Genomic DNA, 21,445 nt, shown 5'->3' with positions numbered 1-21,445 from the left:
CTCATGGCGATCTGTCGAGTTGCGACTTGATCGTGGATGCCGTATACGAAAGCACCCACGACGGCCAATTGTGGGGCGAGCCGATCAACAAGCTGCTCCCCGGAACGGGCAACATGGGTGGCTTCCGGATGGCGGGGCGTGGCCAGGACAGGAATTGGGTCGTCCTGTACACGACGGGGCATGACCCCGACTGGCCCGACACCCTTGATCCGAGCACGGGGCTCTTCACCTATTACGGTGACAACAAGAAGCCTGGCCATGAATTGCACGATACGCGAAAGGGCGGCAATGCACTGCTGCGGCATGCCTTCGACCGTGTACACGCCGACCAGGCTCCGCGCGTTGGCGTGCCTCCATTCTTCGTGTTTCGAAAACATCCAACCGAGCATGGTGCACGCTCGGTACAGTTCCGGGGCTTGGCCGTGCCGGGCTTTCCTGGATTGTCCGCCACCGAGGATCTCGTGGGCATCTGGAAGTCGGCCGAGGGGCAGCGTTTCCAGAACTACCGCGCTCACTTCACCATCCTCGACGTGCCGGTGGTGGAGCGTCGTTGGCTCGACGACCTCGCAGCCGGCGACTCGTTGACGGAGCATGCGCCACATGCATGGCGGGAGTGGGTGACGAAGGGCCACTATCTGCCCCTCACTGCCGAACCCACGACGACGATCCGATCAGTTGACCAGCAGACTGTCGGCACAAATATCGAGGCAGACATCCTCGGGGCCGTCTGGGGCCACTTCAATGCCACTCCTCACGCCTTCGAGGCATTCGCCGCCCGCATCTATCAGATGACCGACACCCGCGTCGTCATCGACGAGATCACCCGTGGCGTGGTGGATGGGGGACGTGATGCGGTCGGTCGCTACTCGCTGGGTTTGATGTCCGACCCGGTCCATGCCGAGTTCTCACTGGAGGCGAAGTGCTACCGTCCACCCGTCGTTGGCGACGGTTCACCCGTCACGGTGGGCGTAAAGGACGTCGCCCGCCTCATCTCTCGGATCCGCCACAGGCAATTCGGTGTGCTGGTCACCACGTCTGTGGTCTCGAAACAAGCCTATGCAGAGGTCCGTGAGGACCGGCATCCCATCATCTTCATCTCAGGCCGGGACATCGCAGAGATACTGATCAAGAACGGATACAATTCGAAAAGTAGAGTCGAGTCCTTGCTGAACAACGAATTCGGGAACTGAGGGGGAAAGGATGGCTGAGAAGATGGAAGGTCGAACTCCCAACGCATGGATGGCCGTCGACCAGGGTGCCATCACCGATCCGAGGCTGTCACCATTCACATTGCGAGTCACGGCCAGTGGGGAGCTTCTCCGGGGAGTCTGTGATGGTGACTGGCTGCTCATCGTCGGTCCAACTGCCCTTGTCACCCGTGTCGGCCGTGTGCTCAAAGCAAACCATAAGGCCGATGCCACGACGTACTACCTGGACCGCGTGAAGCCCATCGAGCAGCCTGTGTCACTTGGCAGCCTGGGCTTGCCGCCTTGTTCGAGTAGTATCGGTCGCCTCGAATGGACCAAGTTCGCGGAGGCCGTCTCGAAGGGGCTGGGGTTCTCGCTTGCTGAGGTGCCACTCGTCGCCCCCGAGCGTCCCGAGCACAAACCCCATGCCCATGCATACATACGTGAGCTGTTGCAGTTGGCGGTCGTCGACGACCTTCTCGGCCCTGCCGGTGGGCCGGAGGAGCTGATCAAGGACATGAGCGTCCAGGATCGTTATCTCGTCGGCAAGCTCGCCCCGCGAAAACCCGCGGACGGCGACACCGCCACGGTCGAACCGGCGGCGGGGATGGATGAGGATGACGAGCCGGTCGAGCCTCAGGATGCCTCGCTCCACCAGCCGGGGCAGGACTTCAGCAAGGTCACGGGGCGAGTCGATCCCGACGACGATGCCCTCGACGAGATCGACACCACCGACAACCAGTCGCTGGTCCCCTCGAGCATCGGGATGACGTTCTGCGTGGCGCCGGACGTCGACAGCGTCGAGGTGACCGCCAGTTGGGGGCGCTACGAGAAGGTCCCCGGCAGGGAGCACGACTTCACCCGCACCCGGAAGAACAAGGAGACGGGGGAAGAGGAGCAGATCAAGATCAAGGTGTGGAAGCGGGTGCCCTGCGGCGGCTCCGTCCGTCTGCCCCTCGTGGATGGTTCCATCACTCCCAAGGCGCCAAGCCGCAGCGACGATCAGGTCCGTCTCCAGGGGACGATACGAACCAATGGCAAGGGAGAGCGCCTGGTCACGCTCTTCCTGGTGAACGGTCAAGAGGAACCTAAGCAGAACAAGGATGCCGCCTGGGTGTTCCAGCCCGAGATTCGTGTCGCGGCGGTAGACGCGGCCGACGGCAAGGCGATCTTCCATCGTCGCCCCGGCAGCGACTCCGTCGACGACGAGGAGCGCGAACGCCTCGCCCTGGTCTATCGGCGCAAGCTCGAGTTCGCCGTCGGTCATGGGGTGTCGGTTCATGCCACGACTTCCGACACGGAGCCGACGTTGGCGACCGAGGTGCGCACTCAGGTCATGCCCCACTACGAGATCCCCGTCACGGAGACCCCCGGGTCGTCTCCCGAGGACCGCCCCGCTCAACGGCACATGATCGAACGTGGTTGGCTGGACATGAAGGAACTGGCGGCGATGGAGGTCGAGGAGCTGCGAGAGGCCTTGACCACCCTCACCGAGGACTATGCCGCCTGGATCGGGGAGCAGGAGAACAGGATCGGTGACGAGATCACCGTGCACGAGGAGGCGGCGAAGAGCATCCTCGGTGACTGCCGCTCCATCCTCGGCCGACTTCGCGAGGGGGTGTCGACCCTGGCTGAAGACCCGAAGGCGCTAAAGGCCTTTCGCTTCGCCAACCAGGCGATGGCGGATCAACGGATCCGTAGTATCTACTCACTTCAGAAGCGGCGCGGTGCCGATCCGTCACTCGAGACTCTACACGAAGAAAGGAAGAATTTTTCGTGGCGCCCCTTCCAGCTCGCCTTCCTGTTGCTCTCGATTCCCTCTCTCGCGAATCCACACCACCAGGACAGGACCCATCCCGTCGAGGCGCATGCCGATCTGCTGTGGTTCCCCACCGGGGGCGGCAAGACGGAGGCCTATCTGGGTGTCGCCGCCTTCGCCATGGGGATACGTCGCCTGATGGGCATGCAGAATGGGTTGGATGGTTCCCGTGGTCTCACCGTGATCATGCGCTACACCCTGCGCCTGCTCACGCTGCAGCAGTTCCAACGTGCCACTGCATTGATCTGTGCCATGGAGGTGATACGCCGCAGTGAATCAGCCGTCTGGGGGGAGGAGCCGTTCACCATTGGGCTGTGGGTCGGCAATAAGGTGACCCCGGGCACCACGGCCAAGGCACACGAAGCCATCGAGGCGACGCGCAACGACGATCGCAACACCTCGAGCCTGGCGTCACCGGCGCAGCTCACCGGCTGTCCGTGGTGTGGCTCGGAGATCGCTCCCGGCCGAGACATCAAGGTCGACAAGACGGCGCTGCGCACGACGCTCTACTGCAGCGATCCCTACGGTCGCTGCGAGTTCTCCGAAGGCCAGTCGTCGAGACTCGCCCATCCTGGGCTGCCCGTGAAAGTGGTCGACGAAGAGATCTATCATCGTCCGCCCAGCATGATGATCGCGACGGTCGACAAGTTTGCGCAGATGGCGTGGCGGCCCGAAGTGCGGGCGCTCTTCGGGAGAGTCGATCGGGAGTGTGAACGCCATGGGTTGCTGTGGCCGGGCCACGACTGTGGCCAACGGCATCGCAGGCAGGGCATGCACCCCGCCTCCAAGGTGAAAACCGTACCCGCGATTCGGCCGCCGGATCTGATCATCCAGGACGAGTTCCACCTGATCAGCGGGCCGCTGGGTACCATGGTCGGCCTCTACGAGACGGCCGTGGACGAACTCTGCAGTTGGCACGACGGAGACACCAAGATTCGCCCCAAGGTCGTCGCCTCCACGGCGACGGTCCGCAAGGCGGCCGATCAGGTGCGCAACGTCTTCATGCGGCGACTCGCCGTCTTCCCGCCTTCCGGGCTGGACGTCGAGGACAACTATTTCTCCGTCCAGCGCCCGACCGAAGAGATCTCCGGGCGTCGTTATCTGGGCATCTGTGCGCCGGGCAGCTCTCGCCCCGCGGTCCTGATTCGCACCTACACGGCCTTCCTGACCGCGGCCCAGGCCCTGTTCGATCACTTCGGCAAGGCCGCGGATCCCTACATGACGCTGGTCGGCTACTTCAATTCACTCCGCGAGCTCGGTGGCATGAAGCGCCTGGCGGAAGACGACGTCAACACGCGCTGTTACCGGGTCGCCATGAGTCTGGTCGAACGCCCGGGATTGGCTCAGCGTCGCAAGATCGATGTGGTGGAGTTGACCTCGCGAGTACGCAACGACGAGATCCCCAAGTATCTCGACCAGATGGAGATCGGCTTCCAGGGGCGCTACGACGACCAGGCGGGCAAGTGGATCGTCGACTATGGCGAGCGCGACCATCGTGCGCTCGACGTGGTGCTGGCGACGAACATGCTCTCCGTGGGAGTCGACGTCAACCGGCTCGGGCTGATGGTCGTCAATGGCCAGCCCAAGGGCACGGCCGAGTACATCCAGGCCACCTCCCGGGTGGGGCGTGCCTTCCCAGGCCTGGTGGCCAGCGTGCTCACCTGGTCGAAACCGCGTGATCTGTCGCATTACGAGACCTACGAGCATTACCACGCCACCTTCTACCAGCACGTGGAGGCGCAGTCGGTCACCCCGTTCTCGCCTCGAGCGATGGATCGTGGTCTGACCGGCACCTTCGTCAGCCTGCTTCGCAACGAATATGAGGCATTCGGCGCCAACGAGGGCGCCGATGAGTTGGATCGGCCGGACCGTGGTGAGGTGCGAAACGCCACCGGCCGGATCGTGGATCGCGCATCGAACGTCACCGAGTCCAAGGAGAAGCGGCAGTGGACGATGGATCAGCTCAAGTCTCGAGCAGATGATTGGGCCAAGGAGGCGAGCCTGGGTGGTCGCACGCTGGTGTATCAGAAGATGGGCAAGTCGTCGGACACCTCCGTCGATCTACTCAAGAAACCAGGTGCAGATCCCTGGTCGAAATGGACGGTGCCGATGTCGATGCGTGAAGTGGAGCCCGGCGTGGGCATCGTCATGGACGACGCCTGGATGCGTGATGCGCCCGACTGGCAGGTGCGGCCTGCGGCATCCACGGAAGAGGGAGAAGAGTCATGAGCAGGACGCGAATCGGTGAGATCCGCCCCAGTCAGTTGCTGTGGTCGTATGGGCCCGGAGCCTTGATCGACCTTCCCAACATGTCCGTCGTCACCATGTCCTCCGAGCAGTGGGACGAGCCCAGGTGCCGAGCCATTCACGAGGCGCGTCTCCTGGCGAACGTCAGGCGGGTACTCGGGCCTCAGGTCGAGTCCCTGCGCATGCCGCCGATCAACGAGGAGGAAGTGAAGGACAATACCTCTGCCGAGGCGCTGATCGGTGTCCCGGTGAAGCCGTTTCCCCGCTGGCTCAGATGCGTGAAGTGCGGGCTCCTCTCGCCCGTCGAGGCGGGGCTGTTCGAGCTGAAGGATCGATTCAGGATCGAGAGAGCGCGTTACGTACACAAGGGATGCAAGGGCTCGGACGGCACCAAGAAGGCCACCGATGCCGACGCCGTCCCCGCCCGCTTCCTGATCGCCTGCAAGTCGGGGCACCTGGACGACTTTCCTTGGCACTGGTTCGTGCACCGCGGACCGAGCGACTGCAAGGGGTGGCTGCGGTTCTATGAGAACGGCGCCTCGCTGCAGACGGAGAACCTGTGGGTGAAGTGCGACGAATGCGAGGCCTCACGCAACATGGCTCATGCGTTCGGCAAGGCGAGCAAGGAGAACCTGCCGGGCTGTCGAGGCCGACATCCACATCTCACGCGGTTCGAGGAGTGTGATCAGGAGCCTCGAACGGTCCTGCTCGGGGCCACCAACGGCTGGTTTCCGGCGACGCTCTCCGTACTGGCGATTCCGCCCAAGTCGTCGACTCCCTTGAGCCAGCTGGTCCAGGATGGCTGGACCTTCTTCGAGGATGCCGAAGACGAGCCGGAAGTGAAGACGATCGTCAAGACGCTCAAGAAGTCCGGCCAGCTGCCAGGCATCGAGGCATATGAGGTCGGCGAGATATGGGCCGCCATTCAGGCGCACCAGAGCGGGGGGGACGAGGTCCACGATCGTGACATCAAGACACCCGAATGGGAGGTGCTCACGGCCGATGAGCCACCCAACGACTATCCGAGTTTCAAGAGCAAGGTCGTCTCCGCCCCGAACCAGTTCAGGGACGAGATCAGGCGAGTGGTCCTCCTGGAGCGGTTGAAGGAGGTCAACGCACTGATCGGCTTCACGCGGATCGAGTCGCCGGAGGAGGAGGCGGGCGAAGACTCGGTGAAGCGAGCACCACTGACGTATCGTGCACCAGAATGGGTACCGGCGACGGAGGTGCACGGAGAAGGTGTCTTCATCGAGTTCAACCTCGACCATCTGGAGGGTTGGCATGGTCGAGAGGCCGTCGGTGAGTTGGACAGAAAGCTCCGATCCGCTCATCGTGGCTGGCGGAGAAAGCGGAAACTGGACCCAGAAGTCGGCTATCCCGGGATACGTTATGCCATGCTCCACACTCTGGCCCATGCCCTGATCCGAGAGATGGCACTCGAGTGTGGCTACAATGCAGCGAGCATCCGGGAGCGCATCTACGCCGATGTCGAGGGCGACCAGAATCAAGCCGGTGTGCTGATCTACACCGCGGCGGCGGATTCCGACGGCACCCTGGGTGGTCTCGTCGAGCTCGGCAAGCCGGAGAACCTGGAGAGGTTGATGACCCAAGCCTTGGATCGGGCCGAGGTGTGCTCCTCCGATCCGCTGTGTGCGGAGCACGACCCCACCAAGGACCAGTCACTTCACGGCGCATCCTGTCATGCGTGCTCCTTCGTCGCCGAGACCTCCTGTGAAGCCGGCAACAGGTATCTGGATCGTGCCCTGCTGATGCCCACGCTGGAGACACGCGGTGCCGCCTTCTTCTGGTGGGAAGGGTGAACGGGATGCACCGATCCGTGGTCGAGTTCGCCACGGCCGTCTCCAAGGGTGCCTTGCGCAGCGTCGTCGACGCGCTGATCCAGCAAGGCGAGATCGATGCGTTCGTTCTGGAGCGTCGCGTGACGCACCACCACTCGAAAGAGCTGCTTCGGCGGCTCCTGCGTGAGGCGGCAGACCACCACGTATCGGCGCCTCACCTTGCCGGGATGCTCGAAGGGGCCTCCTGTGTCGTCGAGCACTATCAGGTGCTGAGCCCCGAGCTGGTGTGGACGGGGCCATCTCCCGCTGGTACCGCCACACGGCAGACGGAGCAGGTCATGCTTGAGGTGATCCGCGGTGCCCGGAAGCGCCTCTTCCTGACCAGTTTCGTGGCTTACCGGGTCGATCGCATCGTCACCGCGCTGAATGAGGCTGCCGATCGCGGAGTCGACGTCAAGATTCTTCTGGAGTCGCCCGAAGGTAAGGGCGGAAACCTCTCTGTGGACTCGGTTTCACTGATGAGAGAAGTCCTTCCCAGAGCACGCTTCTTCGCTTGGCAGAAACGGTCTGAAGAGTTCACTGGGGGCAGTGTTCATGCCAAGGTTGCCGTGGCCGACGATCGCCTCGCCTTCATCACCAGCGCCAACCTGACCAGTTATGCCATGGAGAGAAACATGGAGGCCGGCGTGTTGTTGAGGGGCGGCGAGCATCCCAGAAGGCTGGCAGAGTACCTGGAATCGATCGTGAGCACTGGTATCGTCAACACAGTATAGAAATTAGCGTATCGGCTGACACTTTTGGTCAGTACTTATACTTATATTTTAGTACCAGTTGTGGAGCCATGGGCTCATGGATGAGCGGTATCTACGCTTTGCAGGCATGTGCATATCAAAATGAAATGTAGTTGTGGTGTTTCAATGGTACATCTTCGGTACACACACCAGCTTCGTGTGCTATCCTCAACTTTCGCTAAGCTACTGATTCCAAAGAACTGTACCTTTCGCTCAATTACAGTTGCTTTTCCTTGTTTGTCAGTGAGTTATTGTTTTAAGATCGAACTCATAATCCCTTGGTCGCAGGTTCGAATCCTGCTGGGCCCACCATGAAATCAATCACTTGCGATTGTTTCTCCCGCCTTTTTCTTCCGCTTTTTCCCCTTGTGTCAACAAAGTGTCAACGGGCGCTTTCGGCCCGAATTTCACCGCTTCGCTGAGATGGTCCGGGGACAGGTGCGCGTAACCCATGGTCATCTGGATGCTCTGGTGTCCCAGGATCTTTTGCAGGACGAGCAGGTTGCCCCCGTTCAGCATGAGATGACTGGCGAAGGTATGCCGGAGGACGTGAGTACGTTGTCCTCGGGGTAACCTCGATCCCGGCCCGCTCCAGGGCGTTGGTGAATGCCTGGTAGCAGCCCGGGTAAGTCCGGGGTCATTTCACCTCGAAAGCGCCCTATTGTTGCATCTGCGACAGGTTCGCTGATCGTCATTTCTCATCTGGTATTGGATAACACCAGACAGCCGGGGTTATCAGGCAAATCGTTAACCCATCTCAATGATCAATGAATTCCCCGCCCCCCAGGGCGAGCGGCAGTAGAAAAAACGCGACCGGGCGACTAGCTTTCGTAATCAGTGGCCCTTTTTCGCAAGCCTCTTTTTAGTGCTTTTTAATTATAAATTTATGCATATTGCGATGATCCAGGGGTCAGCGTCATTGACCAGCGGCTCATTGATGCCTGAAGGATCGCCGGATCAGGAGAGGGAAAGGGGGAACAGGGAGTTTTTCGACAGGGAAGGGCAGGCCTGGGTTGGTGTTTCCAACCCCATAAAAAGACAGGACGATTCCTCGAGCAGGGGGAGGGGATGGTCATGGGTCATGTTCTTGTGGTGGTGCGTGATATCAACGAGAGTCCCGCCAGCGATTATGTCGCTGCCTTGAAGGCCGGTGGCTACTCGGTCAGGTTCATTCCCGTCGGTGTGGACCCCGTTCCGGCGATGCAGCGCGAGCCGCCCATCGTCGCCTGTTTCCAGTTCGACTACCCGGATGCGCTGGGGCTGTCGGACTCGCCAGCAGCTGCCCGCGGTACCGGTGCTGATGATCACCCAGGCGCATTCCGAGAGCCTGGCCGTCTGGGCCTTTCGCACGCGGGTCTGGGATTACTTCACCCTGCCCGTCGATACGCAACGCCTGCTGAGCGTGGTGGAAACTCTGGAAGCCCTGCAGAATCAGGGCAGCGTGGATACGAAAACGCGCCAGACGCTGGAAAGTACCAATGCCATTCCGCCCGATGCCCGCCAGCGCTATACCGGCAATCCCGAGGAAAAGTCCATCATCGAGCGTGCCCTGACCCATGTGGATGCCAACCTGCACAACAAGATCGTTCAGGCCGAGGTGGCCGAGATTTTCGGCTTGAGCCCCTTTCAGTTCAGCCGCCTTTTCCGGCGGATGACCAAGATGACCTTCCAGGAATACTTGCTGTCCCGGCGTATCGAGGAGGCCAGGCGCCTGCTCGTCAACTCCCGGACTTCGATAACCGATGTCTGCTTTACCGTGGGCTTTCGCGACCTGTCCTATTTCACGCGTATCTTTCAACGCTACGTCGGTATGCCGCCCTCACGCTATCGTCAGGCAATCCGGGAAAACACGTCGACCGTCGCCCCGAGTACCGCCGAACCTCTCTCGACCGAGGCCGAGCTGCATTCTCAGTAATGATGAAAGGGCGGCCTTCCGGGCCGCCCGTCTTCGTTGCAGTGTCCTGATCTGCGGCACGCCTTGCTCTCTACTGAACCAGCACCGGAATCCGGGCCAGAACGCCGTAGTTCTCGCCGCCGGTGTTGCCCTTGGGTTCGTGCACGGTGCAGCTGGGCAGGAAGTAGATGCTCTTGTCGTGCCACTCGGCCGGCGTATCGTCGGCGCTGCGGAGATTGAACTGGTCGACGAAGGAGTTCCAGCGATTCAGGCCGCTGGCGTCATTGCTGGTCCAGGTACCCGGTGATGGACTGTCGGTGTCCGGCGGCGGGATGGCCATCTCGGTGGGCGCGCCGGGGTTCTGGTTGCTTGGCAGGTTATCGATCTTGCTGATCGGGGAGGCCGTCATCCAGACGATGTTGAGCTCCACCGCGCCGACCAGCTCATTATTGGGTGATACCCCATCCTGGCAGTCGATCACCGGCAGGGTCAGCCCCCACGGCTCCTTCTGGGCGGTCTTGTCCTTCCAGCAGTCATACAAGGCCTGATAGGCGGCATCGACCTGGCCGTTGTTGGTACCGATGTCTTCGCCATACTGCAGTTCGTTGTCGTTGCCATCGCCGCAGATCAGGCTCTTGAGTTCCCCGGCATTGGCACCACCGCTGCCGTCGGTCTGGAAGTTGGTCCAGCCGCCGGTCTGGTCGCCCTCGGGGATGAAACGTCCCACGCTGCAGTCATAGGTGCCGTCGGGCGCCTGGCGATCGGCTCGTCCGCGTCGTGGGGGCGCAGTGACCCGGCGAAGCCGATATAGGCTACAGACTTGGCACCCACCTTGTAATTATCAAACCCTAAAGCCCACCCAAATAGGGATTCCACCGGTCTCTCACTCCGTGCAGTCTTTACCTCCACGGCGTTGATGAAATTGGGGTCGATGTCCAGCTCGCTGGTGGTTTTTGAGAATAGATCCACCGGGTCCGGGGAGGGGTTAGCCGTGAAAGTCCGGGTGGTGAAGCTCCAGTGACCCCGCTGTGCACTGATCACCTCGACTGACGAGCTCTGGCTCTTGTTGGCTTTTGCCGCCTCTGTTGCTCGAACCTCGGCACTCTTGTAGGGATCATTTGGGTCGCTCGGATCGTAGGGCTGGGTACCGTCATTGACCCTGGTTCCATCCTTCACATACAAGTAACGCACCCCCGCCAGCGCGCCGGCATCGGCGGCGTTGTGCAACTCGTTGCGTGCCACGTAAAGGTTACTGATATCTACCGCTAGTGCTGCGAAACCCAGTAGCATGAATAGTGCCACCGCCAGCAGCACGGTGGATACGCCCCGCTGGCGTCGGTGCAGGGTCGGGCCGCCGGAGCAACTTGCCGAAAGTTGAATGGTCATGGGTCACTCCGCTCGCATCACGGTTGTGGCATTCAGGTTGATAATGCCGCCCAGGTTGCCGACAAAGTCAGGTAACAGCAGGAAGTGGTAGGGGTAGTCGACGGTCACCTGCAGGGCGTCCCCGGCGTTGAAGGTCGCGTCACCCGTCAGGTCCTGGCGCTGGATGTCGACCGACATTGCCGCCGCCCCGCCCAGCGAGATCAGATACTGGTCGGCATAGTCCTGTACCGCGGCCGTGATGGCGGCATCCTCGGCCGTCAGGTCACGTGGGCCGGGCCGGAAGAGGATGCCCGTGCGCGCGCCCTCGCGGCTGGCGTTGGTCAGCGTCGCCTTGTCGAACAGCGCCACGCTGAACTCGATGATCCCGAACAGCAGCAGGAAGAGCAGGCTCGCGCTGATCGCGAACTCGACCGTCTCCGCCCCGTGTTGCTTGTGCAATGATTTCATGGCCGCCTCCGTCACAGATCGCTGCCGCTCATGCGGTTCAGCTTGCGTTGCACATTACGGGCGTTCTCGCTCGCGGTGACGTAGTAGGCCGGCGACTGGCGCATGGCCTCCTCGAAGAAGGACAGGGCCCGCGAATAGTCGCCCGAGATCATCGTCACGTAGCCGACGTCGTTGTAGGCCTGGGCCGGCTTGCTGCTGCGCTCCAGAGCCTCGAGCGCGTAGTCGTAGTCGCCCTGGCGGGCGTGCACGAGCCCCAGGTTGCGCCAGGCCAGCTCGTAGCCGGGCTTGGCGCGCAGCGCCGCCTCCAGCGCCTCGTTGGCGCCGTCCCAGTCGCCGCGCAGGTAGCGCGAGTAGCCCAGGTTGTTGAGCACCAGCGCCGAGTTCGGGTTGACCTTCAGCGCCTCCTGGTAGACTTTCTCGGCCTCCTCGCCCTTGCCCTGGATGTCCAGCAGGATGCCCAGCCCGTTGTAGGCCCGCCACGGCGCCTGTCCGTGGGCGATGATCACGCCGCGCAGCTGCTTCTCGGCCTCCTTGTAGTGGCGGGTCTTGAGCAGCACCTCGCCGAGCCCGGTGCCCGCCCGAGCGTTGTCGGGTTCGAGCTTGAGCACCCAGCGGAACGCCAGCGAGGCGAGGCGGTAGTTGTCCCGCTGGTAGTGGATGTAGCCGATCTTGTAGAGCGCCTCGGCGGACGGCGTGTCGGCGAGACGCAACCCGCGGATGTACTCGAACAGCGCCCGGTCGTAGTCGCCGGACTGCACGGCCGCGTCGCCGTTCTGATAGGCCTCCTCCGGCGAGCCCACCGGGAAGGCGGTCGCGTAGGTGGCCGACGACTGGCTGTCGGAGAAGACACCGTACTCGTCCTGGTTCCCCTTCTGCGGTGTGCCGGCACAGCCCGCCAGCCAGGCGCTGGCGGTGAGGATGGCGAGAAGCCGGAGGGTTCTGCCTGTGGTTTTCATGCCTGTGGTTTTCATTTTCATGATGGTGCCCCCTGCTCGATGGAATTGTTGTATGCCTGCCGGAAAAACTTATAGTCCGCTCATTACGCGCATTGCGCCCAGCAGCGGCGGGCCGAGTGACACCACGAAGAAGCTGGGCAATATGCAGAACACCAGCGGGAACAGCATCTTGGTGCTCACCTTGGCGGCCTTTTCCTCGGCTTCCTGGGTGCGCTTGTCGCGCAGCTCCGAGGCGTAGATGCGCAGGGTCGTGGCGATGCTGGTGCCGAAGCGCATGCTCTGCAGCAGGCTGGTGACCAGGCCGTGGATGTCGTCGACCCCGGTGCGCTCCTCCAGGTCGCGCAGGGCGGTGCGGGTGTCCATGCCCGCGCGGGTCTGCATGCCGAACAGGGTCAGCTCCTCGGCCATTTCCGGCTGGCTGATCGCCAGGTCACGTGCCACCCGCTGGATGGCCGCCCCCAGTCCCAGGCCGGCCTCGCAGCAGACCACCAGCAGGTCCAGGGCGTCGGGCAGTCCGCGGCGCAGGGCGAGCGTGCGTCGCTTGATCCGGCGGTCGAGCCAGAAGGAGGGCGCCACGTAGCCCACCACCCCCGACGCTATCGCCACCATCAGGCCGATATTCAGGGGCACCCGAAAGGGGATGGTCGCCACCAGCGCCACGCTGGGCAGCAGCAGGGCGAGGCCGAGCTTGGCGCCGAAGAAGGTGTTCAGGGCGCCGGGGGTGCGGATGCCGGCTTTACGCAGCCGGCTGTAGGCCTTGCTGCGGGCTTCCTCTGTGGTGGGCATCAGCCGCTTGCCCATGGGGTCCACCAGGCCGCGCAGGCCCTGGCCGGCGCCATCGCCGGCGGTTTCGCTGGCGGTGGTGCTCGCTCCCGTGCCGGCCGGCTGCGCTTCGAGATGCTGTAGCCGGCGCCTCACCGGGTCGGCCAGCCCCAGGAACAGCAGCATGATGGCGGCCAGCAGGGCGAAGACCGCCAGGCCGAGCAGGACCACGAAGCTGAGTTGGGCCAGCTCGGGGTCGGCGATCAGGCCGTTGAGCAGGGCCCGCAGCTGATTCAGGAATTCCATGGCGGTTCCCCCTTTTTTACACCTCGATGCGCACGATACGGCGTATCCACAGGATGCCGGCGATGACCATCACGAACGCCGCCATGACCATCTGCCGGCCGATAGGGTCCTTGGTAAGCGTTGGCAGGAAATCCGGGCTGGCGACTGACAGCACGCCCGCCAGGCCGAACGGCAGCAACGAGAGTATCCAGGCGGCCAGGCGCCCCTCGGCGGAGAGCGTTTTCAGTTTGCGGTGGAAGCGGAAGCGCTCGCGGATCACTGTGGCCAGCCCGTCCACCAGCTCGGCGAGGTTGCCGCCGGTCTCGCGCTGGATCAGCACCGAGGTGACGAAGACCATCACCGTCACGCTGCCGATGCGCTCCAGCAGCCCCTCCAGGGCCAGGCGGATGTCGCCGCCGTAGTTGATCTCCATGAAGGTGATGCGGAACTCCGGTCCGATGGGCTCGGGCATCTCCTCGGCGACCAGCTTCATGGCATCGTTGAAGGGGTGCCCGGCGCGCAGCGCCCGAGCCATGATCACCAGGGCGTCGGGCAGCTGCTCCTCGAACTTCGCCAGGCGCCGGTTGCGCTCGCGCAGCAGCTTGAGCAGGGGCAGGGCGCCGGCCACGCCCCCGCCGATTGCGATCAGCAGGGGAAAGGTCGACAGCTTGGCCAACAAGATACCGGCAATAACGCCCAGGCTCAGGCTAATCAGTACCAGCCGGTAGGCCGGGGTCTCGCGGCCGGCCTGCTCGATGAGGCGCTCGAGGCGGCGCATGCCGGGCAGCGCCCCGAGGGTGCGCTCCAGCGACGAGGGCTGGCGGCGGTTGTGCAGCAGGGCGAGACGCTCGCGGCGTTCCGGGGTGTCGGCCACCGCGCGCAGGCGCTTCTTGAGACGCTTACGGGCCTGCCGGTTCTCGCCGAAGGCCGGCACCATGAAGCTCTGCGCCAGCAGGAACACGGCGACGGCGACCATGATGACGACGATCGCCTGGTCGGAGAGGTTGACGTTCATCGCCACTGCTCCTCGCCGGGCTGGAACACCTCGAGTCCGGGGTCCATGCCGCGCTGCTTGAGGCGATCGTAGAAATGCGGCACCACGCCGGTCGCGCTGAAGCGGCCGATGACGTTGCCGTCGGTGTCAACGCCGTCGCGGCGGAAGGTGAAGATCTCCGACATGGTGATGACATCGCCTTCCTGGCCGTTGATCTCCTGCACGCTGACCAGCCGGCGCCGGCCGTCCTCCTGGCGCTCGACCTGCAGCACCACGTCGATCGCCGAGGCGATCTGCGCACGCAGCGGCCGCATGGGCAGGCTGACCCCGCTCATCGCCACCATGCTCTCGATGCGGGTCAGGGCGTCGCGCGGGGTGTTGGCGTGGATGGTGGTCAGTGAGCCGTCATGGCCGGTGTTCATCGCCTGCAGCATGTCCAGGGTCTCGCCGCCGCGCACCTCGCCGATGATGATGCGGTCGGGGCGCATGCGCAGGCTGTTGCGCACCAGGTCGCGCTGGCTCACCTCGCCGCGCCCCTCGATGTTGGGCGGGCGGGTCTCGAGGCGCACCACATGGGGCTGCTGCAGCTGCAGCTCGGCGGAATCCTCGATGGTGACGATGCGCTCGCGGTGCGGGATGAAGCTCGACAGCACGTTGAGCATGGTGGTCTTGCCCGCCCCGGTACCGCCCGAGACCAGCACGTTGAGCCGCGACTTGACGATCGCCTCGAGCAGCCGCGCCTCCGTCTCCGAAAGGGTGCCGATCTCGACCAGGTTGGCGGCGGTCAGGTTGTCGACCGCGAAGCGGCGGATCGACAGCATGGGGCCGTCGATGGCCAGCGGCGGGATGATGGCGTTGACGCGGGAGCCGTCCTTGAGGCGAGCGTCGACCATCGGCGAGGACTCGTCGATGCGCCGCCCCACGCTGGAGACGATGCGGTCGATGATCGACATCAGGTGGCGGTCACTGGCGAAGCGCAGCTGGGTCTGCTCGAGCTTGCCGTGGCGTTCGACGAAGATCGGCGCCGTGCCGTTGACCAGGATGTCGGACACCGTGCGGTCGGCCAGCAGCGCCTCGAGCGGGCCGAGGCCCAGCACCTCGTCCTGCAGGTCGGCGACGATGCGCTGGCGCACGCTGGCGTTGAAGGGCAGCGTCTCCTCGCGCATCAGCGACTCGCAGACCATCTGGATCTGGTTGCGCGCCTCCTTGTCGCCCAGCCCGCCGAGCAGCGACAGGTCGAGTGTCTTGACCAGCCGCTTGAACAGGGCCTCCTTGAAGGCCTGCTCCTCCTCGCTCAGGCCGCCGTCGCCACCGCGCAGCCCCGGGGCCGTCCATCCGGCGTTGCCCGGCGGCGGGGTGGTGCCGGCGGGGTTGCCGTTGGCGGCATGGCCGCTGGAAGCGTGGCCGTTGCTGCCGGTGAGTCGTTCGCGCAGATTCATCGATTCTCTCCTCTCGGGCATCGTCAGGCGTTGTCAGGCATGGTCAGCCATCGTCAGGCGCGCCGGGCCCAGCCCAGCAGGTTCCATCCCGAACTGCGGGTGCGCAGCTGGCCGTCGCCCTCGTCGAGCGAACGGGCCAGGCGTTCCAGGTTGCGGGTGATCGCGGCGCCGCCGGCCGTCTCGAGCAGCGGGCTGCCCATGTTCACGCTGCGGCTGACCCGCCGGTAATCGTTGGGCAGGCTGATCACCTGCAGGTCCGGCAGTGCCTCGCGGATGTCCTTGAGCGAGACCGGGTTGCTCTTGCTGAACCGGTTGACCACCACGGTGATGCGCGAGTCGGCGATGTTGAGTTCGTTGCCCAGGATGCTCACCAACTGCTGGGCATCGCGCAGGTGCGCCACGCCCTGTTCCATGACCACCAGCACCTGGTCGGCGTGTTCCAGGGTCATGGCGGTGGCGCCGCTGACCCAGCGCGGCAAGTCGACGACGATGTCCTCGTAGGCCTCGCCGAGCAGCTTGAGCAGCATCTCCACCCGTTCCTCCGGTACCTCGGCGATGGTCATGCGGTCCTCGGGGGTCGAGGCCATCAGGTCGAGCCCGCTCTGATGGGGCAGCACGTAGCCCTCCAGGGCCAGCAGGTCGAGGCTGTCGACCAGCTCCAGGGCGCGAACCAGGCCGTTGCGGGGCGTCAGGTTGAAGTACAGCGGCAGGGCGCCGAACTGCACGTCCATGTCCACCAGCACGGTATGGCGTTCGAGGGAGGCGGCGAGGGCATGGGCCAGGTTGGCGGCGATCATGCTCGCCCCCGAGCCGCCCTTGGCGTTGATCACCGCGGTCAGCCGCGCGGTCTTCTGGCTGGCGGCGACCCGCTGGTCGCGCAGCAGGTCGTCGAGGAAGTGGCCGATCTCGCCGTCGTCGACGGGTGGGGACAGGAAGTCCCGGGCGCCGGCGCGCATGGCCACCCGGATCAGTTCGGTATGGGACGACTCGCCGACCACCAGCAGTGCCGGACGCTCGCCCGGGGGGCGTTCGGCGTACGCCGCCAGCTCGGCGCGCCAGTTCTCGCTGGCGACCAGTACCAGCGCATCCGGCAGCGGATAGACATCCTTGAGCGGGTCGACGGTGCCGTTGAGCATCACGCGGGTCCTGATACCGACATCGCGCCGGGTGCGCAGCAGGGTCTCCAGCGCCCCGAGCTCATCCCGCGCGCGGCCGGCCAGCAGCAAATCCAGTCGATTGCGCATAACCCTACCTCACTGATCGCAAGTGGATGGTCCCGCCGCCGTCGGGCTCAGGCCCGATGGTGCGGGGCTCATTTCGAGACATCGGGCATCATGGCGCCGTATCCGGCCGGCGGCGCGTCGCCGCGGCGGTAGGCGTCCATGGTGCTGGCCGCCCGGTCGCCGTGCAGCGTCGGTGGCGGCGGCGTGTCGCCCGGGCGGTAGGTCTGGGCCTGCAGCATGTGGTGAACGCTGGCGCCGTAGGGCGGCAGCCCTTCCTCGGGGTTGGGGGCACAGGCGGCGACCAGCGCCGAGCAGAGGGTCACGAGCAGCAGTCGCGGGTGGTACATGGCGGCTCTCCTGGGTTGGCACGCGTTCATGGTCACGCTCAGAGGTCATGGCCGAAGCGGCCTTCGGTGCCGCCGTCGCGGCGGTTGAGCAGCGGGTCCACGGACTCGCCACCGCTACGGCTGGCCGGCGCCTCCGGGCGACCGCCCAGGCGTCCCAGCAGGTAGAAGTCCACGTCGCTGGGGGCGACGAAGCTGCCGGTGGGCAGGTGGGCCTGGTCCGGGGCCATCGGCCGGGCCAGACGCGGGGTGACGAAGATCACCAGCTCGGTCTGGTCCTTGATGAACTCCTGGCTGCGGAACAGCGCGCCGAGCACCGGCAAATCGCCCAGCCCGGGCAGCTTGCTGACGTTCTGGCGCAGGTTCTCGTTGAGCATGCCGGCGATGGCGATGGTCTGGCCGTTGCCCAGCTCCAGGGTGGAGCTGGCGCTGCGCTTGACCAGCGCGGGCACGAAGAACTGGCTGGACGCGCCGCTCGGCGCCACGGTCAGGCTGTTGTCCGAGACCAGGTCCGAGACCGCCACGCCCACCTTGAGGTTGATGACCCCCGAATCCAGCACCACCGGGACGAAGTTGAGCCCGACGCCGAAGTCCTTGTAATCGATGGTCACCTTGCCGTCGCCCTGGGGCACGGGGATGGGGAACTCGCCGCCGGCCAGGAAGGTGGCCTCCTCTCCGGTCAGGGTGGTCAGGTTGGGTTCGGCGAGGATCTTGGCGACCCCCTGACGATTGGCGGCGTCCAGCACCAGGTTGAGCAGGTAGTCGCCACGCTGGTAGCTGGCGAAGATGCCGGCGTCCTCGATGGTCGCCGTCGAGGGTGCGAACTCGTCGATGACCGGCGCGGCCGGCGTGCCCAGCGGGTTGCCGCCGCTGACCGCCGGCACCCGTCCCTGCTGCCCTGCGGTGCCGTTGAACAGGGCATCCGGGAAGGTGGCGCCGCCCTTGACGGCACCCAGGCGCAGCGACGAGCCGACGATGTTGAACACGTTGAACTGGCTCTCGAGACGCTTGACCAGCGAACGCGTGACCTCGGCGACCTTGACCTCGAGCATGACCTGCTGGGCGCCGCCCACCTGCATCATGTTGAGGATCGGCGAGCCCTCCTTGTCGTCCTTGCCCTTCGGCACGTAGCTTTCGGCCAGACGCAGGGCGGTGTCCATGCGCTCGGCGCTGGAGACCTCGCCACTGAGTATCAGCCGGCCGTTGGCGGCGCGCACCTGGACCGACTCGTCGGGCAGCAGCTCGTGCAGGTCCGCCTTGAGCGACTCCATGTCCGGCGTCACCTCGATGTTGAGCGAGCCCTGGACCTTGTCGTTGCGATCCCACAGCACCACGTTGGTGTTGCCCAGCGACTTGCCGAGCACGTAGATCTGCCCCGAGCGCACCACCACGATGTCGGCCACGTCGGGGTTGCCCACCGAGAGGATCTTCACCGGGTGAGGGAAGTCCAGCACCTTGGACTTGTCGATCGCCACGTCCACCGACATGGCCCGGTTGTGCCCGGAGATGGCGAGCGGCACCGCGCCGGTGGACTGGGCGCCGGCCAGCGGCCCCCAGCCCAGACCGAGCACCAGGACCAGCCCGGTCAGCAGCCTTCTTGTTCCCTGGTTGTTCATGAGACCCTCACCCTTGTTTTCGTTATGAATCGGCATTGGCGGGCTTGCCGGCGGCGCGTCAGTTGCGTACCACCGTCGAGCTCATCTGGGTGCCGCGGATCACGCTGACCCGCATCGCCACCGGCCGGTGGTGGGTGACCGCGGCCTTCGGCGGCGCCTTGGGCGTGGCCGGTTCGGCCTGGGCGACGTCCACGGGCGCCTTCTTCTTGTCGAGCGGGTTGCGCAGGGTCAGCTGCACCCGGCCTTCCTGGGTGGCCTCGACGAGCTGCTCGGCCTGCGACGGGGTGACCTCCAGGGTCACGGCGCGCACGATCACCGGGCTGTCGCGGTCCTGGGAGGCGATCTGGTCGACGGCCAGCACCTTGATCTCCTGCAGGATGGTCCGCGAGGCGACGTCGCGACCGCCGCCGTTGCGCCGGGTCGAGACCACATCCACCATGTTGCCGGGCAGCAGGAAGCCGGCGACGCCGACCACGTCATCCACCCGAACGCTGATCGCCCGCTTGCCCGGGGCCAGCACCGCCGACAGGGCGCTGCCGCCCAGGTACTCGGAGAGCCGGTTCTTGAGCACCACTTCCCCGGGGTAGATGGGCTGCGAGCTGACTTGGCCCACCACCTGATCCACGGAAGTGAAGCTGCCCTTGGGGACCGCATAGGGCGGCAGCTGGATGGTATTGAGGTCGGCGGCCTGGACCTTGCGCCCGAAGGGGATCTCCAGCGCCGCCACCACCACCGAGGCGGTGTCCGGCTCGTCGCCGCCCGCGCGCTGCTTCAGCCAGCTGTTGGCCAGGCTCGCGGCCCCCACCGCCAGTACCAGGGAGATCCCCAGCATCGCGACTACACCCTTCTTCCTCATGACTCACGCTCCTCCCCGGCGGCGCCGGGCTCCACGAAATAGGTCCGCCAGGCCCAGCGCAGCGCGGCCTCGTCGAGCGCCGTCTCGCCGCGGTAGCCCAGGTAGTCCATCGCCAGCCCCAGCAGGTCGCGGGGGTGGCAGGGCAGCAGGGGCACGCCGTGGCGGCCGTGCAGGGCGTCGATGACGAAGTCGGCCATCGCCGGTTCCGCTTCCAGCCCGCGGCGGCGGCACTCCTGCTGCCAGATGGCGTGGTACTCGTCGCGAACCAGCGGCTCGAAACGGATCTTGTAGCCGATGCGGCGCAGGAAGGCCGGGTCGGCCAGCTCCTGCGGGTGACGGTTGCTGGAGAACACCAGCGCGACATCGAAGGGCACCTGGAAGTGCTGGCCGCTGCGCAGGCTCAGGAAGTCGCGGCGTTCCTCCATGGGCACGATCCAGCGGTTGAACAGCTCGTCGGGGCGCATGCGCTGACGGCCCAGGTCGTCGATCACCAGCATGCCGTTGTTGGCGCGCAGCTGGGCCGGCGCATGGTGAATATGGGTGGTGGTGTCGTACTGTACTTCGAGCATGTCCATGGTCAGCTCGCCGCCGACCACCACCACCGGGCGCCGGCAGCGCACGTAGCGCGGGTCGTGGCCCTGGCCCAGGTGCAGCGAGTTCAGGTACGCCGCCGCGACCGTGTTGGTCACCGTGTCGACGCTCGGGGCTTCCTCCAGCGGTTCCTCGAGCGGCTCGTGCACGCCGCCATCGAACAGGCGCACGGCCTTGCCGGCGACCAGCACGGCATGCGGGATCAGCACCTCGCCGGCCAGCAGCCGCGCCAGCCGGCGGGCGATGTAGGTCTTGCCGGTGCCGGCATCGCCGTGAATGAAGGTGGCGCGTCCGGAGTGCAGCGCCGGGCCCAGCTGGTCGAGCAGCTCGGGGCGAATCTGGATGTCGGCGAAGGCGGCATGCACGCGGTCGCGATCGACGCTGCGGGCACTCATCGACTGCCGCTCGACGAGGGCGGCGTATTGTTCCAGCGGCACCGGCGCCGGGCCGATGTAGCCGTCCCGCGCCAGAGCTTCCTGCGCCACCAGTCGGCCACGCTCGGTGAGCGCGAAACGCAGCAGTCCGTCCAGGGTGGCGCCGCGCACCTCGACACGCGCCGTCTCGCGCAGGAAGGCCAGTACCGGCTCCAGCAGGCCGCCGGCGAGCGCGACGCAACGGGTGAGTGCCTGCAGGTCGAGCACGCCCTGCTCGAACAGATGTTTGGAGATCAGGTCCGCCACATACAGCTCGCTCAGCCCGGCCTCCGCCAGGTCGCGCGGGCGCGGCGCCGCCAAGGGAGTGGCGGGCACTGGCGGCTCGGCGGCAAGCGGGGTGGCATCGGGGCGGATCATGGCGTTATCTCCGGAACT

18 protein-coding genes are annotated in these 21,445 nt (G+C 65.0%); 5 read left to right on the top strand and 13 right to left on the bottom strand.

Translation table 11 applies throughout. The features are described from left to right. The first annotated feature begins 32 nt into the window (after positions 1-32). From ACTCB7_RS05420 to drmC, 4 genes are read left to right on the top strand one after another with little or no spacing between them, the layout of a single operon-like run. Complete coding sequence (locus ACTCB7_RS05420; protein WP_463005848.1) at positions 33-1,190, top strand: restriction endonuclease; 1,158 nt, start codon at positions 33-35, stop codon at positions 1,188-1,190. 10 nt (positions 1,191-1,200) lie between these two features. Then, positions 1,201-5,235 (top strand): DISARM system helicase DrmA, encoded by a 4,035-nt coding sequence (gene drmA / locus ACTCB7_RS05415; protein WP_463005840.1) that lies wholly within the window; start codon positions 1,201-1,203, stop codon positions 5,233-5,235. Further along, a complete protein-coding gene (gene drmB, locus ACTCB7_RS05410; protein ID WP_463005839.1) occupies positions 5,232-7,073 on the top strand; it encodes a DrmB family protein in 1,842 nt (613 codons plus the stop codon). The genes drmA and drmB overlap by 4 nt, the downstream gene beginning before the upstream one ends. Positions 7,074-7,090: 17 nt before the next feature. Next, positions 7,091-7,825: a DISARM system phospholipase D-like protein DrmC gene (drmC, locus tag ACTCB7_RS05405; protein ID WP_463005838.1), complete on the top strand. Its 735-nt coding sequence runs from the start codon at positions 7,091-7,093 to the stop codon at positions 7,823-7,825. Between the two features lie 339 nt (positions 7,826-8,164). Here drmC and ACTCB7_RS05400 read toward each other — a convergent pair whose 3' ends face one another. Continuing rightward, positions 8,165-8,362, bottom strand: coding sequence for a hypothetical protein (locus tag ACTCB7_RS05400; RefSeq protein ID WP_463005837.1), 198 nt, complete (start codon positions 8,360-8,362; stop codon positions 8,165-8,167). Positions 8,363-9,092: 730 nt separating this feature from the next. On the opposite strand from ACTCB7_RS05400, the gene ACTCB7_RS05395 reads away from it, so the two are divergent. After that, entirely contained in the window at positions 9,093-9,758 is a 666-nt protein-coding gene (locus ACTCB7_RS05395; protein ID WP_224421546.1) for a helix-turn-helix domain-containing protein, read from the top strand. A 70-nt stretch (positions 9,759-9,828) separates the two neighbouring features. Here ACTCB7_RS05395 and ACTCB7_RS05390 read toward each other — a convergent pair whose 3' ends face one another. From ACTCB7_RS05390 to ACTCB7_RS05335, 12 genes are all read right to left on the bottom strand, one after another. Further along, entirely contained in the window at positions 9,829-10,464 is a 636-nt protein-coding gene (locus tag ACTCB7_RS05390) for a hypothetical protein (protein ID WP_224421545.1), read from the bottom strand. Beyond that, complete coding sequence (locus tag ACTCB7_RS05385; protein WP_224421544.1) at positions 10,365-11,123, bottom strand: TadE/TadG family type IV pilus assembly protein; 759 nt, start codon at positions 11,121-11,123, stop codon at positions 10,365-10,367. Before ACTCB7_RS05385 ends, ACTCB7_RS05390 begins: the two co-directional genes overlap by 100 nt. A 3-nt stretch (positions 11,124-11,126) precedes the next feature. Beyond that, on the bottom strand, positions 11,127-11,570 hold the full coding sequence (locus ACTCB7_RS05380) for a TadE/TadG family type IV pilus assembly protein (protein WP_463005836.1): 444 nt from the start codon (positions 11,568-11,570) through the stop codon (positions 11,127-11,129). A gap of 11 nt (positions 11,571-11,581) precedes the next feature. Then, a complete protein-coding gene (locus ACTCB7_RS05375; RefSeq protein ID WP_463005835.1) occupies positions 11,582-12,526 on the bottom strand; it encodes a tetratricopeptide repeat protein in 945 nt (314 codons plus the stop codon). Positions 12,527-12,595: 69 nt separating this feature from the next. Beyond that, positions 12,596-13,594, bottom strand: coding sequence for a type II secretion system F family protein (locus ACTCB7_RS05370; protein ID WP_463005834.1), 999 nt, complete (start codon positions 13,592-13,594; stop codon positions 12,596-12,598). 16 nt (positions 13,595-13,610) lie between these two features. Further along, the gene (locus tag ACTCB7_RS05365; protein ID WP_463005833.1) at positions 13,611-14,588 is read right to left on the bottom strand and encodes a type II secretion system F family protein; all 978 of its coding nucleotides are present in this window, start codon (positions 14,586-14,588) and stop codon (positions 13,611-13,613) included. Then, complete coding sequence (locus tag ACTCB7_RS05360; RefSeq protein WP_463005832.1) at positions 14,585-16,006, bottom strand: CpaF family protein; 1,422 nt, start codon at positions 16,004-16,006, stop codon at positions 14,585-14,587. Before ACTCB7_RS05360 ends, ACTCB7_RS05365 begins: the two co-directional genes overlap by 4 nt. A 53-nt stretch (positions 16,007-16,059) precedes the next feature. Continuing rightward, entirely contained in the window at positions 16,060-17,250 is a 1,191-nt protein-coding gene (locus tag ACTCB7_RS05355; protein ID WP_463005831.1) for an AAA family ATPase, read from the bottom strand. Between the two features lie 68 nt (positions 17,251-17,318). Further along, a complete protein-coding gene (locus tag ACTCB7_RS05350) occupies positions 17,319-17,576 on the bottom strand; it encodes a hypothetical protein (protein ID WP_224415630.1) in 258 nt (85 codons plus the stop codon). Positions 17,577-17,614: 38 nt separating this feature from the next. Beyond that, positions 17,615-19,189 (bottom strand): type II and III secretion system protein family protein, encoded by a 1,575-nt coding sequence (locus ACTCB7_RS05345; RefSeq protein ID WP_463005830.1) that lies wholly within the window; start codon positions 19,187-19,189, stop codon positions 17,615-17,617. Between the two features lie 58 nt (positions 19,190-19,247). Beyond that, on the bottom strand, positions 19,248-20,045 hold the full coding sequence (gene cpaB, locus ACTCB7_RS05340) for a Flp pilus assembly protein CpaB (RefSeq protein WP_463005829.1): 798 nt from the start codon (positions 20,043-20,045) through the stop codon (positions 19,248-19,250). Next, positions 20,042-21,427 carry an AAA family ATPase gene (locus ACTCB7_RS05335; RefSeq protein WP_463005828.1) on the bottom strand — a complete coding sequence of 462 codons (1,386 nt, stop codon included), beginning with the start codon at positions 21,425-21,427 and terminating at the stop codon, positions 20,042-20,044. The genes cpaB and ACTCB7_RS05335 overlap by 4 nt, the downstream gene beginning before the upstream one ends. Between the last annotated feature and the right edge of the window lie 18 nt (positions 21,428-21,445).

It is taken from the genome of Modicisalibacter sp., assembly GCF_055145905.1.
Note: the sequence above shows the minus strand (reverse complement) of the source record. Positions and strands in the feature narration are given on the sequence as shown.

Coding starts and splice junctions, on each gene's coding strand:
- ACTCB7_RS05395 (WP_224421546.1), top strand. CDS start 9,093: ATGCGCTGGGGCTGTCGGACTCGCCAGCAGCTGCCCGCGGTACCGGTG.
- ACTCB7_RS05400 (WP_463005837.1), bottom strand. CDS start 8,362: ATGCTGAACGGGGGCAACCTGCTCGTCCTGCAAAAGATCCTGGGACAC.
- ACTCB7_RS05350 (WP_224415630.1), bottom strand. CDS start 17,576: ATGTACCACCCGCGACTGCTGCTCGTGACCCTCTGCTCGGCGCTGGTC.
- ACTCB7_RS05355 (WP_463005831.1), bottom strand. CDS start 17,250: ATGCGCAATCGACTGGATTTGCTGCTGGCCGGCCGCGCGCGGGATGAG.
- ACTCB7_RS05335 (WP_463005828.1), bottom strand. CDS start 21,427: ATGATCCGCCCCGATGCCACCCCGCTTGCCGCCGAGCCGCCAGTGCCC.
- ACTCB7_RS05365 (WP_463005833.1), bottom strand. CDS start 14,588: ATGAACGTCAACCTCTCCGACCAGGCGATCGTCGTCATCATGGTCGCC.
- ACTCB7_RS05380 (WP_463005836.1), bottom strand. CDS start 11,570: ATGAAATCATTGCACAAGCAACACGGGGCGGAGACGGTCGAGTTCGCG.
- ACTCB7_RS05385 (WP_224421544.1), bottom strand. CDS start 11,123: ATGACCATTCAACTTTCGGCAAGTTGCTCCGGCGGCCCGACCCTGCAC.
- cpaB (WP_463005829.1), bottom strand. CDS start 20,045: ATGAGGAAGAAGGGTGTAGTCGCGATGCTGGGGATCTCCCTGGTACTG.
- drmB (WP_463005839.1), top strand. CDS start 5,232: ATGAGCAGGACGCGAATCGGTGAGATCCGCCCCAGTCAGTTGCTGTGG.
- ACTCB7_RS05375 (WP_463005835.1), bottom strand. CDS start 12,526: ATGAAAACCACAGGCAGAACCCTCCGGCTTCTCGCCATCCTCACCGCC.
- ACTCB7_RS05360 (WP_463005832.1), bottom strand. CDS start 16,006: ATGAATCTGCGCGAACGACTCACCGGCAGCAACGGCCACGCTTCCAGC.
- ACTCB7_RS05345 (WP_463005830.1), bottom strand. CDS start 19,189: ATGAACAACCAGGGAACAAGAAGGCTGCTGACCGGGCTGGTCCTGGTG.
- ACTCB7_RS05370 (WP_463005834.1), bottom strand. CDS start 13,594: ATGGAATTCCTGAATCAGCTGCGGGCCCTGCTCAACGGCCTGATCGCC.
- drmA (WP_463005840.1), top strand. CDS start 1,201: ATGGCTGAGAAGATGGAAGGTCGAACTCCCAACGCATGGATGGCCGTC.